Below are 15,601 nucleotides of genomic sequence, written 5' to 3'. Positions count from 1 at the left end.
AGTTCTTCATGTTCAAAGGAGCAGGTACAGCGCTCGTCACACCATTTAATGAAGCAGGCGAGTTGGATCTACACGTATTCGAACGCTTGATCGAGCAACAACTCGCAGCAGGAATTCAGGCGCTTGTCGTCGGAGGAACGACAGGAGAAGGATCGACACTGACGAACACGGAATTCGAACAACTACTGACGACTGCCGTTCAAATCACGGCAGGACGAGTACCAGTCATTGCCGGAACGGGTTCGAACAACACGGCAGCAACAATCGAGAAGACGTTACTCGCAGAGCGCCTCGGTGCGGACGCAGCGATGCTCGTCACACCGTACTACAATAAAACATCGCAAGCGGGTCTCGTCGCACATTTCACGGCGGTCGCTGATGCAACCGAATTACCAATCATGCTGTACAACGTTCCGTCGCGGACAGGAGTTGCGATCGCAGTCGAAACAGCAGTGACGTTAGCACGTCATCCACGAATCCAAGCCTTTAAGGAAGCGAGTGGAGATGTCAGCTTCATGGGTGAACTGATGGCGGCGATTCCGGAAGACTTCGCGGTCTTCTGTGGAAATGATGATCAAATCCTGCCGTACATGGCATGGGGCGCACAAGGCGTCATCTCAGTTCTTTCGAACCCGTACCCAGCAGAGACACAAGCACTTGCTGAGGCGTTACTAGCGCAAGATCTCGTCACGGCACGCCGGATTCAGGCAGACTTGTTACCGGTCATCGGTGCCTTGTTCAGTGATGTCAATCCGATTCCAGTTAAAGCATCGCTTGAAGAACTCGGCTTTGCTGTCGGTGCGCCACGCTTGCCGCTCGTCCGTCAATCGGAAGCGGGGCACGCCCACTTACTCGAAACGATGCGGGCTTACAAAGGGGTGGTTCGATGAAACTCGCGTTACACGGTTATGGGGCGACAGGACAATACGTCGTCGAACTCGCACCACAAAGTGTCGTAGCGATCGTTGACCGGACGAAGTCATCCGATACGATCGCTTCATATGCCGAGCTAACGGAGATGTCAGAAACGGTCGATGCGATCATCGACTTCTCGCATCCGAGTTTGCTACCGGATCTGCTCGCATATGGGCTGGCGACAAAAACACCACTCGTCATCGCGACGACTGGTTTTTCGGAGGCGGAACTGGCATCGATCAAGGACGCCGCAAAAGAAATTCCAATTTTCCAGTCGTACAATATGTCGTACGGCATCGCGATGGTGCAGCAACTGCTGAAGACACTTGTGCCACTAGCAGGAGCGTATGACATCGAATTGCTCGAGAAACATCATAACCAAAAAGTCGATGCGCCAAGCGGAACGGCTGAGTTGTTATTGCAAACGATTCAGACGGCACGTGACGTCACACCGGTATATGACCGGTCACAGACGCGGCAAAAGCGGGAGACAAACGAGATCGGGATGCACGCGATGCGCGGTGGAACGATCTTCGGAGAACACGAAGTCTTATTCGCAGGTGTCGACGAATTGATTGAAATCAAACATACAGCGCTATCGAAAAAAGTATTTGCTTCTGGTGCGATCAAAGCAGCTGAAGCACTCATTCAAAAAACAGCGGGACTCTATACATTAGAGACGCTCTACACACAGGAGGATTCACATGTTACTCACTGATGCTTACGAAATTGCTAAATTCATTAAAGATGCTAAAAAACAAACACCGGTAAAACTTTACGTCAACGGCGATTTGGCGGGCTTGACGATCGAAGGCGCTACAGCATTCGGATCAGATGAATCAAAGATTTTCTTCGCGGATGCAGGACTTGTGGCTACTTTCTTAGAAAAGTATTCAGATCGCATCACGGATGTTCACGTGGAGTATGACCGTCGCAACAGTGCGGTACCAATGCTTGATACACGTCACTTGAATGCGCGCATCGAACCAGGTTCATGGATTCGTGATCATGTCGTCATCGGTGACAACGCAGTCGTCATGATGGGTGCGATCATCAATATCGGTGCATCAATCGGAGATGGTACAATGATTGATATGAACGCTGTCGTCGGTGCACGTGGGACGATCGGGAAAAACGTTCATGTCGGCGCAGGTGCCGTGGTCGCGGGTGTCCTCGAACCACCTTCAAAAACACCTGTCATCATTGAAGACGGTGTCTTGATTGGTGCAAATGCAGTCATTCTTGAAGGCGTCAAAGTCGGCAAAGATGCCGTCGTCGCTGCTGGTAGTGTCGTCACAGAAGACGTACCTGCTGGAAGCGTCGTTGCTGGAACACCTGCACGTGTCATCAAACAGAAAGATGCGAAAACAGAAGAGAAGACGCAATTGGTGGATGATTTACGTTCACTCTGATTGACGTCGAAGAGGAGGAAAACACATGGCAGTGGATACACAGTATGGAGAAGCAATTTGGTTAGATGGAGTCTTTCATGATCCGAAAGATGCGAACACGAGCGTCATGTCACATGCGATTCACTACGGTAGTGGATTCTTTGAAGGAATTCGTGCATACGCGACACCGGACGGACCGGCGATTTTCCAATTGAAGGAACATATCGAGCGTCTCTTCCGCAGTTGTGCGTACTACCATGTCACGATTCCGTATACTGTCGACGAACTTGTTCAAGCAACGATCGATTTAGTTGCGAAAAACGGATTTGAATCGTGTTATATCCGTCCATTCGTGTTCCTCGGTACGCCATGGCAAGCATTGATGGCGAAAGATACGACGGTTCATGTCGGCATCTCTTGCTGGGAGCTTGGGGAATACTTCGATAAAGGTGCTGGCATCCGTGCCAAAGTCGCATCATACCGCCGCGTCTCATCAACGATGATGCCGATGCAAGCGAAAGCGGCTGCGAACTATATGAACTCACAACTCTTAAAAGGTGAAGCGATCCGTGATGGATTTGATGAAGCCATCGCGCTCGACATGAACGGAAACGTCAGTGAAGCGAGTGTTGCGAATCTTTTCCTTCTTAAAAACGGAACGATTCATACACCGTCACTTGATTGTTCAGTACTCGACGGTATCACACGCCAAGTCATCATCCGTTTGGCACAAGATCAAGGCTATCCTGTCATCGAACGTCACATCGGACGCGATGAGTTATATGTCGCAGATGAGATCTTCTTAACAGGAACAGCTGCTGAAATCACGAGTGTCGGTGAAATCGATCATATCTCGATCAACGGCGGAACACGGAACGTCGCAGATGAGTTGCTCGATCTTTACCGTCAAGCCGTCACAGGTCAATTGCCGCAATATGCGGATTGGTTGACGTATGTGACACCCGCTGTCGCAGAATGACGACGCGTACACTCGTCACGATCGATCGGAAGGCGGTGCGACAGAACGTCGCATCGGTCTTCGCTCGGTCACGTAAACGTATTTTTGCCGTGGTCAAGAACAATGCGTATAACTTAGGTATGCTCGAGATGGTCGAGACGCTGATGGCATCTGATGTGCATCACTTTGCTGTCGCCGAGTTGTATGAAGCCATTGAAATCAAAACGAATTTTCCAGACAGTTATGTACTGGTGATGAATCCGACGGAGGATTTTGAAACAGCACGACGTTTCGGAATTGCACTCGGTGTCTCATCGCTAGAATGGCTCGCCCTAAACAGTAAACAGCTGCAGGGAATCGAGTTACATTTGAAGATCAACGTCGGGATGAATCGTTTTGGTGTCAGTTCGCTTCAAGAGGCGGAAGCTGTTCTTGCGCTTGCGCAAGCAGATTCGCTCGCTTTAACAGGTTTATATACACACTTTCCGCTTGCCGATGAGCCGGATGCGGATCACGATGGACAAGTCGAACGTTTCATCGCTATTGCCGATGTGTTACGAAAGCGCCATACGTTTACGTATATGCACTCGGAAAACAGTGCGACGATCGTCAAACACGATCCGCGTCTCGCATTTTGTAACTATGTCCGCCCGGGCATTTTCTTATTCGGCTATTCACCGATTGAAAAGATGGACTGGCTCGTTCCTTCGCTACGGATGACAACGGAGGTCGTTGAAATTCGCGAAATTGGACCAGGTGAGCATGTGGGATACGGGACGAACTTTACGAGTGCAGAACCGATGCGGATTGCTATTTTACCCGTCGGCTATGGAGACGGTGTCGTCCGTGGGCGTGCCGCGTTGCCTGTTCACATCAAAGAAAAACCTTATCCGGTCATCAATAAATTATTCATGAGTCATACATTCGTCGCTGTCGATGGAACGGTTGAGGTTGGAGACGAGGTCGTGCTATACGGGGATGGCGTTGAAATTGACGATATTACTCGGACAGGAGCAGCGAACAATTCAGAGCAGATGTGCGCCCGGTCGTGGCGTTTGACGCATCAGTATCTATAAGGAGGAACTTATTATGTATGGAAGTCAATACCTGACAGAAGAAAACAACACGTTGCACATCGATGGTGTCGCAGCGACCGATCTTGCAGCACAGTACGGAACACCATTGTACGTGATGGCAGAGCGGGAGCTGACGGATCGATTAGCGACCGTCCGGGAACACTTCCTTGATAAGTATCCGAACACGTATGCTTCCTTCGCTTCTAAAGCACTGACGGTTAGTGCGGTGTACGAACAAGTCGTGCGTCATGGTCTCGGAATCGATGTCGTTACGGGGGGCGAACTTTTCATCGCCCGCCAATCCGGCGTTCCGGCAGAACGGATCTATTTCCATGGTTCGAATAAATCGACGGCTGATCTTCAATATGCCGTCGAGGAAGGTGTCGGACGGATCGTCATCGATCACTTTGCCGAAATTGCACAACTCGAAGCCATCGCAGCGCAAGCAGGTCAAACCGTTCATGTCCTGATCCGGATCGTGCCACAAGTCATCGGGGGAGCGCATGCGAAAATCCAGACGGGTGGTGTCGATACGAAATTCGGTTTCTCAACGCATGCGTCAGATTATTTGGACGCGATCGAAGCGATTTTAGCATCGGAGCATCTGTCGTTACTCGGCATCCATTGTCATGTCGGTTCGCAAATCCAAGATCCGTCACTGTTCGAACAGACGGCTCGGACGATGATGGGCTTCGTCGAAACGATTCGTGCGCATCATGGCTTCACAGTCAGCGAAGTTAATGTTGGCGGTGGCTTCGGTATTGCCTATACACAGGACGATCATCCGCTTGATTTTGAAGCGACGATTGCACGCGTCATGGATGTCATCGAGACGGAAACGGAGCGACTCGGCATCGAACGTCCGCGCATCGGGATCGAGCCAGGGCGCTGGGTCGTTGCGAATGCAGGAACGACACTGTATACGGTCGGGGCAATCAAAGAGATCGAAGGCGTCCGAACATATCTTTCGGTCGATGGCGGAATGACAGATAACATTCGCCCAGCACTTTACGGTGCGGTGTATGAAACGGTCATCGCTAACCGGATGAGTGGCGAAACGACCGAAGTGACGGTCGTTGGAGCAGCTTGTGAATCAGGGGATCTCGTCGCTGAAAAAGCACAGTTGGTTACACCGAACGGTGGCGATACACTTGCTGTCTTTGGGACAGGAGCGTATAACTTTTCGATGGCAAGCAACTACAACCAGTTCTTACGTCCGGCACTCATTTTCGTTCGGGACGGGGAATCCCGTGAAGTCGTCCGTCGACAAACGTATGCGGATTTGATTCAGTGTGATCTTGGGATCAATGGGGTCCGATCAGAGTCGTAAGAGGTGCGGGGTCAAACTAGAGGACAAAAAAACCGACGCTATCGCGCCGGTTTCATGCATACGATCTAAAGCGATTCTTCTCTTGAATAGAGAGGGATCGTTTTTTTGTGTTGCGATTAGCATATTCATTTTGGAATTTTTAAGACTTGTCCAACGAGCAAGAGGTTCGGATTCGTAATGTTGTTTGCCTGCATCAATGCTGTGACGGTGACACCATATCGTGTCGCAATCGAGTAAAGTGTATCACCGGCTTTAACCGTATACATCGTTGTTGGAATTTTCAAGACTTGACCGACGTTCAACAGATTCCAGTTCGTGATGTTATTCGCACTCGCGAGGGCAGAGACCGAGACGTTGTATTTGCGGGCGATGGAATAGAGTGTATCGCCAGCTTTGACGGTATACGTCGTACCGGTTGAAGTCGGTGACCGTAACAGTTCTGAAATCGTGACGAACGAATAGCCTTTTGCTTTTAGTTTTGAAATCATCGTTGGCAAAGCGGTGGGTGTTCCTTTCGCACCAGCCCCAGTGTGCATCAGGATGATTGATCCGGGAACGACTTTTGGTATTACACGATCCAAGATGGCTGTTGAAGAGATGCCTTTCCAATCCGTCGTATCAATATTCCATTGAATCGTTTTCGTGTAACCTGCAGCCCCAACTGCACTCAACACGTTACTGTTACTTGCACCAAACGGCGCCCGGAAAATTGGTTTCGTCGTTTTTCCGGTCAAGGACCGGATGAGGGATTCTGTTCGGGATAATTCACTCGTCATCTGGCTTGCTGTTAAGGTCGTAAAATCCGGATGCGAATACGAGTGATTGCCGATTTGGTGTGTAGGAGAGGCGGTTGTGATGTTCTTGATCGATTGAGGATGATTGTTTGCACCACTGCCTGTCAAAAAGAAAGTCGCTTTCACTTGGTTACTTTTCAAGATACTTAAGATTTTTGCAATGTTCGTCCCATCTGAACCGTCATCAAACGTCAATGCGACGACTTTTTGTGTCGTCGTTCCTTTCGTCACAAACGTAGAGCTCGCCGCATTAACCTGTGAAGGAATCGAAAGTGGACTAAGGAGAAGTAATCCGATCATCATGATGGTAGGTTTCTTGATGTTCATCGTCTAGTACCTCCTTCATCAAAAACATGCTTTACAAGTACTCTTTATTAAGGTATTCCCTTTATTTTAAAAAAAGAACTAAGAAATTCCCGTTTTGCAAAGAAATAAAACTAAATTACAGAAAATTTGTTTAAACCGTAATCTTTTTGGGAAACCATAATATATGGAAATAGTAAAAAGGAGTGAGAAGGAATGATCGAATTCAAAAACGTCGGTAAGCAGTTTAAGGACAATGTCGTCTTGAAAGGCTTATCGCTCGAGATTCAAAAGGGTGAACTCGTTGTCTTCATCGGACCAAGTGGTTGTGGGAAGACGACATCACTTAAGATGATCAATCGATTGATTGAACCTTCTTCAGGTACGATTTTAGTCAACGGGAAGGACATCATGAAGACAGATACGATTGAATTAAGACGTCATATGGGATATGTCATCCAGCAAACCGGCTTGTTCCCTCACATGACGGTCCGGGAAAACATTCAATTGATTGCGGGGCTTGAGGGGAAAGATCACGATGAAATGGATCAACGGACAGAACAATTGTTGACGATGGTCGGGCTTGATCCAAAGCAATTCATCGATCGTTATCCGAGCGAACTCAGTGGTGGACAACAACAGCGTGTCGGTTTCGCACGAGCTTTAATGAATGATCCTGATGTCATTTTGATGGATGAGCCGTTCAGTGCACTCGATCCCGTTACCCGTAACGATCTACAGGAAGAACTTTTTAACTTGCAAGAAGAAGTGAAGAAGACGATCGTTTTCGTCACCCATGATATGGATGAAGCGATCAAGTTAGCGGATCGGATATGTATCATGCGTGATGGGGAAATCGTCCAGTTCGATACTCCAGAAGAAATCTTGCGTCATCCAAAAGATGAATATGTCGAATCGTTCATCGGAAAAAATAAAATCTGGAGTAGTCCAGAATTCATCAAGGCAGAAGATATCATGATCGAGGACCCAGTTTCAATCAGTGGCAAACGGACGTTGTTGCAGGGAATTGAAATCATGCGTGGACGCAAAGTCGACAGCCTGTTGATCACCGATCGTGACCGTGTCTTACAAGGGCTGATTAAGTTGAAGAACATCCAGACGATTCCGGATAAGAGCCAACGGATCGAAGAAGTGATGGAGGGCGAAATCATCGCCGTCAATGAACACGATTCATTACTCGATGTTCTTGAAGTCATGAATCAGGAAGAGACTGGTTATCTACCAGTAACGGATGCAACAGGAAAACTCAGAGGGTTGATCACACGTAGTAGCTTACTTTCCGTCTTGAGTGAGCAATTCATTCATGAGGAGGAAGTCCAATGAGCGGATTCTTTGATTATGTAAAAAATAATACCGATCAGATCGGTGATTTATTGCTAGAGCACTTACAGCTGACGGTCTTTGCCGTCGTCATCGCGGTCGTTCTCGGGATTCCGATCGGGATTCTGATCACCCGTTACCAAAAGTTCGCGAAGCCTGTCCTTGCGCTGACGAGCGTCGTGCAAGCTGTTCCGAGTCTTGCTTTACTCGGTTTCTTGATTCCGTTCATTGGTATCGGATCGACACCAGCGATTATCATGGTCGTGCTTTATTCACTCTTGCCAATCGTTAAAAATACGTACACGGGTCTGTCGAGCATTCCAGGGGACACGCTCGAAGCAGCTAAAGGAATTGGTTTAACGGATCGGCAAATCCTCAGTAAGGTTCAGATTCCACTTGCTTTGCCGATCATGATGGCAGGGATTCGAATTTCAGCCGTTACAGCTGTTGGTTTAATGACGATCTCAGCATTCATCGGTGCCGGTGGTCTTGGTTACCTCGTATTCTCAGGTATTCAAACAGTTGATAATAACCAGATTCTTGCCGGAGCAATCCCAGCCGGTATTTTAGCACTCGTCATCGACTTCGTCGTCAGTCGGATTGAATACTCCGTGGCGCCAAATGGGATTCCACTTGCAGATGGTCGAATCAAGAATAAGGCACGGAAGCGTCGCAAGGCGATGCCAGCTGGACGCAAGATCGCGATCGCAAGTATCGTTTTCATATTAATTGGTGGATCGGTCGCTTACTCTTTCCTTAAGGACGATAAGATCGTCATCGGATCGAAGAACTTTACAGAACAATTGATTCTCGGAAATATGTTAGCGGATTTAATCGAAGATAAAACGGATTTAGAAGTCGAACGTCAATTAAACCTCGGCGGGACGAAAGTCGCTTACGGGGCGCTTGAAAAAGGGGAAATCGACGCGTATGTCGAGTACACAGGTACTTTGTTGATCGACGTGCTCAAGCAAGACGTCGAGACGGATCCGGAAACGGTCTATGCAAAAGTCGGGAAGATGATTCCGGAAAAAAGTCAGGTCGACGTCCTTGACCCAATCGGTTTCAACAATACGTATGCCCTTGCCATGACGAAAGAAGATATCGAAAAATATGACTTGAAGACGGTATCAGATATGTCAAAAGTCAGTGATCGTTTGATTCTCGGATCAACAATCGAATTCGCGAACCGTGAAGATGGTTATCTTGGTTTGAAGAAAAAGTATCCAGATATGAAATTCCAAGATGTACAACCAGTCGATGGAGGACTCCGTTATACAGCACTGACAAATGGTCGAACGAACGTCATCGATAGCTTCTCAACAGATGGTTTGTTACAAAAATTCGATTTAACAGTGCTAGAAGACGATAAAAAGTTCTTCCCACCATACTATGCGGTACCGCTTGTTCGTCAAGAAACACTTGAAGAACATCCGGAGCTGAAAAAAGTCCTCAACACGTTAAAAGATAAAATTACGGATGAGAAGATGCAAGAATTGAATTACAAAGCAGATGTCGAGAAACAGCGCCCTGAAAAAGTCGCGCGTGATTTCTTGATCGAAGAAGGATTAATTTCAAAATAAACAGGTAGAGCCGAGGCGGGAATCCGCTTCGGCTCTTTTGGTATGCGCGCTGACGCGCTATATCGTTTTGGAAAATACGTAATCAAGTGATTAAATTATTTTTTGATGCGACTAGCGAGCCAAGCGCGAACAGTGCGTTGCTGAATCATACACGTTCTTCCTCTCGGTTTAATGTTCCAAGGCGGTGCTCGGCATCTTTAACGATACGTGTTTGAATCTCGACTGTCAACCAATCCGTTTCCGATTCGGGTAACGTCGGCAAACCGTAACTTGGGTTATTCGTAGATGAAAACAAATCAGACATGATGCGTTCTTCGTATACTGGAATCATATAAAATCCCCTCTCTGTGTCTTGATTCATCTCTTACACCTCTAGTGTACGAAAGAATTGTAAAGACGGAAGAGGGGAGGTATTAAGAACCTGTGAACTTTGTAAACGTTCTCACAAACTTGTCATATCCTCTGTGATAGCTTCAAAACTGTCAGCATACTGCTGACCTCGTTTCACGTATTTTCGGACTGTTCGTTCCATGATGAATCGATCATGGTCACTGATATCCCGGACGATTTTTGCAGGAACACCCATGACCATCGCGCCGGCAGGTACCTTCATTTTTGGCGGAACAAGGCTTCCGGCAGCAACGAATGCTCCTTCTCCGATTTCGGCTTCATCGAGGATCGTCGCCGACATTCCGATTAACGCTCCTTTTCGAATGATTCCGCCGTGAATCATCGCCATATGACCAATCGTCACTTCATCTTCAATGATAGTCGGATACCCTTCATACTGATGAATCATCGAACCGTCTTGGATGTTGACGCGTTCCCCGATGTGAATCGGACCTTCATCTCCGCGTATGACCGTATTGAACCAGACAGATGAGTCTTTTCCGATCGTGACCTCTCCGATGACTTTAGATCCGTCCGCTAAATAAACGGATGGATCGATGTTTGGAACAAGTGAACCGACACGATATTTCATGCGTTTTTCCCCCTCAGACATTAAATCGATACTCTTTCATCTTGACGTTACAAAAAATAAATTGCAACAGCTTCCAAACTAATTGTAAGATGGTAAAAATACGCTTACAACAGGAGGAGACAGGATGGAACAAACAGTGCGTGAACGATTGATCGCGATTGCTGCCAAAAAAGAGAAAGCAGCCGTCGTCTATCAGAATATTTCAGTCATTGATGTCATGACACGTGAGACATATACAGCAGATGTAGCGATTGATTCAGGTTATATTGCTGCTGTCGGAGAGGGGTATGACGGAATCGAGAATCGTTCGGGAGAAAGACTTTTCATCGCACCAAGTTTCGTCGATGCCCATGTCCATATTGAATCATCGATGGTGCCGCCAAGTGAGTATGAGCAAGCGATTCTACCGTTAGGTGTCACGACGATTATCGCCGATCCGCATGAGATCGCGAATGTCAAAGGAGCAGAAGGATTATCCTTTATGCTAGACGATGCTGAAGGTCTCGCGCTTGATGTCCGTATGATGTTACCGAGCTGCGTACCGGCGACTTCGTTTGAACACGCGGGAGCATCACTTGATGCGGCGGCACTTGCACCATTCGTCAATCATCCTGGTGTCCATGGTTTGGGAGAAGTCATGGATTATCCAGCGGTCGAACGAGCCGATCGCGATATGCTCCAAAAAATTAAACAGATCGAAGACGCAGGAAAACTGGTCGATGGTCATGCTGCGGGACTTGGACCACGCGAAATTAACATTTATGGTGTCGCCGGAATTCGAACGGATCATGAATCTGTCAGTAAAGAAGATGCGATTGCCCGAGCGCGTCGTGGTCTGTATGTCGAAGTGCGGGAAGGATCAGCTGCCCGAAACTTGAAGGAAGTACTCGATGCTGTGACGGAAAGCAACGCGAGCCGTTTCCTCTTCTGTACGGACGATAAACATTTGGATGATACATTACGCGAAGGTACGATCGACTATAATATCCGCTATGCGATTCGTCATGGAATTAAACGCGAAACAGCGTATGCGATGGCATCGTTGCATGCGACGAATGCCTATCGTCTGGACGATCGTGGAGCTATCGTGCCGGGACGCCGGGCGGACTTCGTCTTGTTATCCGATGCTGATAACGTCGTGATTGACGAGGTTTATATTAAAGGTGAGTGTGTCGCACGAGCAGGAAAAACGACCCGAACAGTACGACGCGCGCATGTTCCAGAATCGTTACGAGGTGCATTGAATACAAAACCGATTACACCAGAAGTATTTGCCCTTCCACTTGAATCATCACGGGCGCATGTGATCGGAGTCATTCCGAAAAGCATCGTCACGGAACATCTGGTTCTCGACGTTCCGCTTCAAGACGGACATTTCGTGCCTGTACCGGAGCAGGATCTCTTAAAGATTGCTGTCATTGAACGGCATCACGGCACATCCTTCTCGGCAGTCGGGATCGTCAAAGGTTTCAAGATGAAACGCGGAGCGATTGCGGCGACTGTTGCCCATGATTCGCACAACCTCGTCATCGTTGGCGCATCAGACGAAGAGATGCAACTCGCTGCGGAACGTCTCGTCCAAGCGGGTGGGGGAGTCATTGCCGTCAATGGGCAAGAGGTACTTGCTGAGTTACCGCTTGAAATCGCTGGACTGATGACGAATCGTCCCTTCCAAGAAGTTGGAGATACACTCGAAGCATTGAATGATGCCCTCGATGTATTAGAGGCGGATCGTTCCTTTAATCCCTATTTGACGATGTCATTCCTTTGCTTACCGGTCATTCCGGAATTAAAGCTGACCGACAGTGGATTATTCGATGTGAAACACTTCCAGCATATTTCAGTACAAGCAGACTGATGTCCGTCGCGAGTCTGAGTCTCTTTCCGGGACTCAGACCGTTTTGTGTTAGGAATAGATGATCTAAAATCAAAGAAAGGAACTTTACAAAACGGCTAAAATTCCTTGATGAAACTTAATAGTTTGGATGTTGAATCATTTTGGAAAGCTTGTTATAGTAAGGTCTATATCATTTGTGAGAAATCTCACTTTCTATGAAACTTTTATCTAAAAGGTTCGTAGAAAACAGTAGGACAACAAGGTTAGAAAGGAGATCATCATTATGGATAAGACATATTTTGAAGGGCACGAAGCTTTGATTGCGGATGTCTATCGTTCATTTACGCGTCAGTTCCATGCGTTACCAACACATCGACGAACAAAACGTCAGTTGCGAAATCTTGCATTCTCCGTCATTCGTCAAGCTCGACCAACGTATGAGGAACGCACCGTTCTTTATGCTTACTTCGCTGAATTCTTCCGAGCAGTTGAGGAAGGACAGGATGAAGAGATTGCTTTTTATAAACAAATTGCACAGTAAAGACCCCCGATGGCTCCGTCAGAAGGGGTCTTTGTTGTTTTTTGAGAATGTCGTCTGGAAATAAAAAAACAAGTAGGGAACGAGGTCCGCTACTTGTTCATCAATGTTTTAAAGGGTTATTTTACTTCCATCCATTTAAAGCTCATATCGGCACCGAATGGGTGACGGTATAATTTATCAATGTTTGTCCGTTGCAAGTAAGCTTCACCTTTTTGGTAGATCGGCGCAATCGCGTAGTCATCTGTTAGCAAGATTTTTTCAGCTTCTTGCATATCAGACCAACGCTTCGCTTCATCGGCTTGTTGTTTCGCTCCTTTGATGAGATCATCGAACTTTTTGTTCGAGTATTCCATCCGGTTGAAGCTTCCGCCTGTCAACCACATGTCGAGGAACGTCATTGGATCCTGATAGTCAGGTCCCCATCCAGCTGCAGAGATGTCATAATCACCCTTCGATTCGAGATCGAGGAAGTTTTTGAATGGTTGTTGTTTGATATTGATCGTCAAACCAGGAAGATGTTTCTCTAGGTCACCTTTTAAGTACTCAGAGACTTTCTTGAAAGCATCTTCATCCCGTGAGAGCATGCTGAGTTCAACTGTTTTGACACCAAGTTCCTTCAAACCAGCATCCCAAGCTTTTTTCGCTGCATCTGCATCGTAGCTTTGAAGATCCGGATACTTCGTACGGAAGTCTTCGCCATCTGGTGTAAATGTGAAATCCTTCGCAACGATAAAGTTCGCTGGTTTTGATCCATCGTTTAGGATGACATCGGTAATCCCTTGCTTCTCAAAACCGAGTGCAAGTGCTTTACGAATGTTTTTGTTTTTCAATGCTTTATTCTTTTGGTTAAAGCGAAGGAAGTTGATCCGAGCATCTGGACGAGTCTTGTAATCCTCTGATTTTTCGTACTGTGAGACGAACTCCGATGTAATCGGTGCAAAATCGACTTCTTTTGATTCAAAGAGGTTGACGCCAGTCGAAATCTCTTTGACGACTTTAACGTTAATTTGATCCATCTTGACGCTTGCTTTATCCCAGTAATCCGGATTTTTCTTATATGTCCACCCAGCGTTCGCTTGCCACTTATCGAGTACGAAAGGTCCGTTGAAGACCATTGTATCAACACTTGTCGCAAACTTATCGCCTTTATCTTCGACGAATGATTGCTTTAATGGTAAGTACGTTGGGAAACTCGTTAAGCCAAGGAAGTAAGGAGCAGGAGCTTCGAGTTGTACTTCAAGTGTTTGGTCATCGACTTTCTTGACACCGAGTTCATCGAGTTCAGCGTCTCCAGCCATGATTTTATTGGCGTTTTTCAAATCTTGTAAAATGTACGCGTATTCTGCTGCTGTCTTTGGATCAAGTGCACGTTTCCAAGCATAAATGAAATCATCTGCTGTGACAGCTGATCCATCTGACCATTTCGCATCTTTACGCAATTTGAACGTGTATGTTTTTTTATCGTCTGATACTTCGACACTTTCTGCGATTCCAGGTGTTGGCTTGTTATCGCCGTCAAGACGATAGAGTCCTTCAAAGACGTTGTTCGTAACAATGATGGAAGTCGAGTCCGTCGTTTTCGTCGGATCGAGCTGAGGTACATCTGTCGTCGAAACGAGCGTGACTTCCTTTTTCTTATTTTTCGAATCCGAGCCGCTTGCATTCTCATCATTTCCTTGCCCGCATGCAGCGACAGCAAGTAGTGCAATGCTGGATAGTCCAGCAAAAGCAATTTTCGATGGTTTATTCATGGAACGATGACCCCCCGAGAGTTAGTTTTAAATATTTCAGAAAAATGTGAACATATTGTTAATTTAAGTGAAAGTGATTAAAAATGCAACATAAATTTTCAGATAATTCTTACTGATCAAGGTCTATATCCTTAATTCCAAGTGATTTTAAATAGTCATAAAGTAGGAATAGGGTCAGCGAATGAGGGGAATACATCCGTAATGTTAATCGAATTGGATTTCCTCGCATGCGTATATTCGTAATCCGAACACCTTTTTGTTCAAGGGCGAAGATGATGTCGGATGGATCAAGATCGGCGGGAAGAAGTAAATGTGCGACGAGGACGTTTGCTTCAAATCGACTATTGTTGATGTGACGCATCACCCAAGTCAGACCTTCTAATAGGAAAAACAGAAAGAGAACGAGAAAAATCGATTCCCAAATGAATCCGGCACCGACAGCAATCCCAATCCCACTTGCACTCCATATAATGGCGGCAGTTGTTAGTCCGCTGACGATATCATGTGGTCGTCGTAAGATGACACCAGCTCCGATGAATCCGATTCCGGTAATGATTTGCGCGACAAGGCGCATCGGATCCATCTGGACATGAGTCGCCATATCGTGATAGAGCAGGACGGATTTTATAGAGACAATGGTTAAAAGACAGCTGATGAGGGTAATTACGAGGCTAGTGCGTATACCGACCGGTTTATTTTTAATTTCACGCTCGAATCCGATGAAAATTCCAAGTGTAGCAGCCAATAGGAGTTTTAGAAGGTCTTCGAGCTGAAATACATGAATCCAGTTCATTCGTCT

At 46.8% G+C, this 15,601-nt stretch carries 15 protein-coding genes; 10 read left to right on the top strand and 5 right to left on the bottom strand.

The features are described 5' to 3' along the window. Positions 1–8: 8 nt before the first annotated feature. Genes dapA through lysA form a run of 6 tightly spaced genes read left to right on the top strand, consistent with a single transcriptional unit; the run spans position 9 to position 5,670 of the window. Complete coding sequence (dapA, locus tag N179_RS12680; RefSeq protein WP_023467119.1) at positions 9–890, top strand: 4-hydroxy-tetrahydrodipicolinate synthase; 882 nt, start codon at positions 9–11, stop codon at positions 888–890. Further along, positions 887–1,633 (top strand): 4-hydroxy-tetrahydrodipicolinate reductase, encoded by a 747-nt coding sequence (dapB, locus tag N179_RS12675; RefSeq protein ID WP_023467121.1) that lies wholly within the window; start codon positions 887–889, stop codon positions 1,631–1,633. Before dapA ends, dapB begins: the two co-directional genes overlap by 4 nt. Next, a complete protein-coding gene (dapD, locus tag N179_RS12670; protein WP_075642976.1) occupies positions 1,620–2,327 on the top strand; it encodes a 2,3,4,5-tetrahydropyridine-2,6-dicarboxylate N-acetyltransferase in 708 nt (235 codons plus the stop codon). The genes dapB and dapD overlap by 14 nt, the downstream gene beginning before the upstream one ends. A gap of 25 nt (positions 2,328–2,352) precedes the next feature. Next, a complete protein-coding gene (locus tag N179_RS12665) occupies positions 2,353–3,285 on the top strand; it encodes a branched-chain amino acid transaminase (protein WP_035398934.1) in 933 nt (310 codons plus the stop codon). Then, positions 3,282–4,340, top strand: coding sequence for an alanine racemase (alr, locus tag N179_RS12660; RefSeq protein ID WP_075642975.1), 1,059 nt, complete (start codon positions 3,282–3,284; stop codon positions 4,338–4,340). Before N179_RS12665 ends, alr begins: the two co-directional genes overlap by 4 nt. 13 nt (positions 4,341–4,353) lie before the next feature. Further along, positions 4,354–5,670, top strand: coding sequence for a diaminopimelate decarboxylase (lysA, locus tag N179_RS12655; RefSeq protein WP_075642974.1), 1,317 nt, complete (start codon positions 4,354–4,356; stop codon positions 5,668–5,670). Between the two features lie 125 nt (positions 5,671–5,795). Here the strand turns inward: lysA and N179_RS12650 are convergent, their stop codons facing one another. Then, positions 5,796–6,791: a LysM peptidoglycan-binding domain-containing protein gene (locus N179_RS12650; RefSeq protein ID WP_075642973.1), complete on the bottom strand. Its 996-nt coding sequence runs from the start codon at positions 6,789–6,791 to the stop codon at positions 5,796–5,798. Between the two features lie 192 nt (positions 6,792–6,983). Here N179_RS12650 and N179_RS12645 point away from each other — a divergent pair, with 192 nt between their 5' ends. Both N179_RS12645 and N179_RS12640 read left to right on the top strand, forming a co-directional pair. Further along, on the top strand, positions 6,984–8,111 hold the full coding sequence (locus tag N179_RS12645) for an ABC transporter ATP-binding protein (RefSeq protein WP_053452313.1): 1,128 nt from the start codon (positions 6,984–6,986) through the stop codon (positions 8,109–8,111). Continuing rightward, positions 8,108–9,691, top strand: coding sequence for an ABC transporter permease/substrate-binding protein (locus tag N179_RS12640; RefSeq protein ID WP_023467129.1), 1,584 nt, complete (start codon positions 8,108–8,110; stop codon positions 9,689–9,691). The genes N179_RS12645 and N179_RS12640 overlap by 4 nt, the downstream gene beginning before the upstream one ends. Positions 9,692–9,836: 145 nt before the next feature. Here N179_RS12640 and N179_RS12635 read toward each other — a convergent pair whose 3' ends face one another. Then, positions 9,837–10,022, bottom strand: a complete 186-nt coding sequence (locus N179_RS12635) for a hypothetical protein (protein ID WP_023467130.1) — start codon at positions 10,020–10,022, stop codon at positions 9,837–9,839. Between the two features lie 111 nt (positions 10,023–10,133). Beyond that, positions 10,134–10,673, bottom strand: coding sequence for a gamma carbonic anhydrase family protein (locus tag N179_RS12630; protein ID WP_023467131.1), 540 nt, complete (start codon positions 10,671–10,673; stop codon positions 10,134–10,136). A gap of 124 nt (positions 10,674–10,797) precedes the next feature. Here N179_RS12630 and ade point away from each other — a divergent pair, with 124 nt between their 5' ends. Together ade and N179_RS12620 are read left to right on the top strand one after the other, a co-directional pair. Continuing rightward, on the top strand, positions 10,798–12,531 hold the full coding sequence (ade, locus tag N179_RS12625) for an adenine deaminase (RefSeq protein WP_023467132.1): 1,734 nt from the start codon (positions 10,798–10,800) through the stop codon (positions 12,529–12,531). A gap of 262 nt (positions 12,532–12,793) precedes the next feature. Next, on the top strand, positions 12,794–13,051 hold the full coding sequence (locus N179_RS12620) for a hypothetical protein (RefSeq protein ID WP_023467133.1): 258 nt from the start codon (positions 12,794–12,796) through the stop codon (positions 13,049–13,051). A 116-nt stretch (positions 13,052–13,167) separates the two neighbouring features. Here the strand turns inward: N179_RS12620 and N179_RS12615 are convergent, their stop codons facing one another. Then, positions 13,168–14,802 (bottom strand): peptide ABC transporter substrate-binding protein, encoded by a 1,635-nt coding sequence (locus tag N179_RS12615; RefSeq protein ID WP_075642972.1) that lies wholly within the window; start codon positions 14,800–14,802, stop codon positions 13,168–13,170. A gap of 109 nt (positions 14,803–14,911) precedes the next feature. Continuing rightward, the gene (locus N179_RS12610; protein WP_023467135.1) at positions 14,912–15,595 is read right to left on the bottom strand and encodes an MgtC/SapB family protein; all 684 of its coding nucleotides are present in this window, start codon (positions 15,593–15,595) and stop codon (positions 14,912–14,914) included. Positions 15,596–15,601 lie beyond the last annotated feature (6 nt).

It is taken from the genome of Exiguobacterium indicum HHS 31, assembly GCF_001939065.1.
GTDB lineage: Bacteria > Bacillota > Bacilli > Exiguobacteriales > Exiguobacteriaceae > Exiguobacterium_A > Exiguobacterium_A indicum.
Note: the sequence above shows the minus strand (reverse complement) of the source record. Positions and strands in the feature narration are given on the sequence as shown.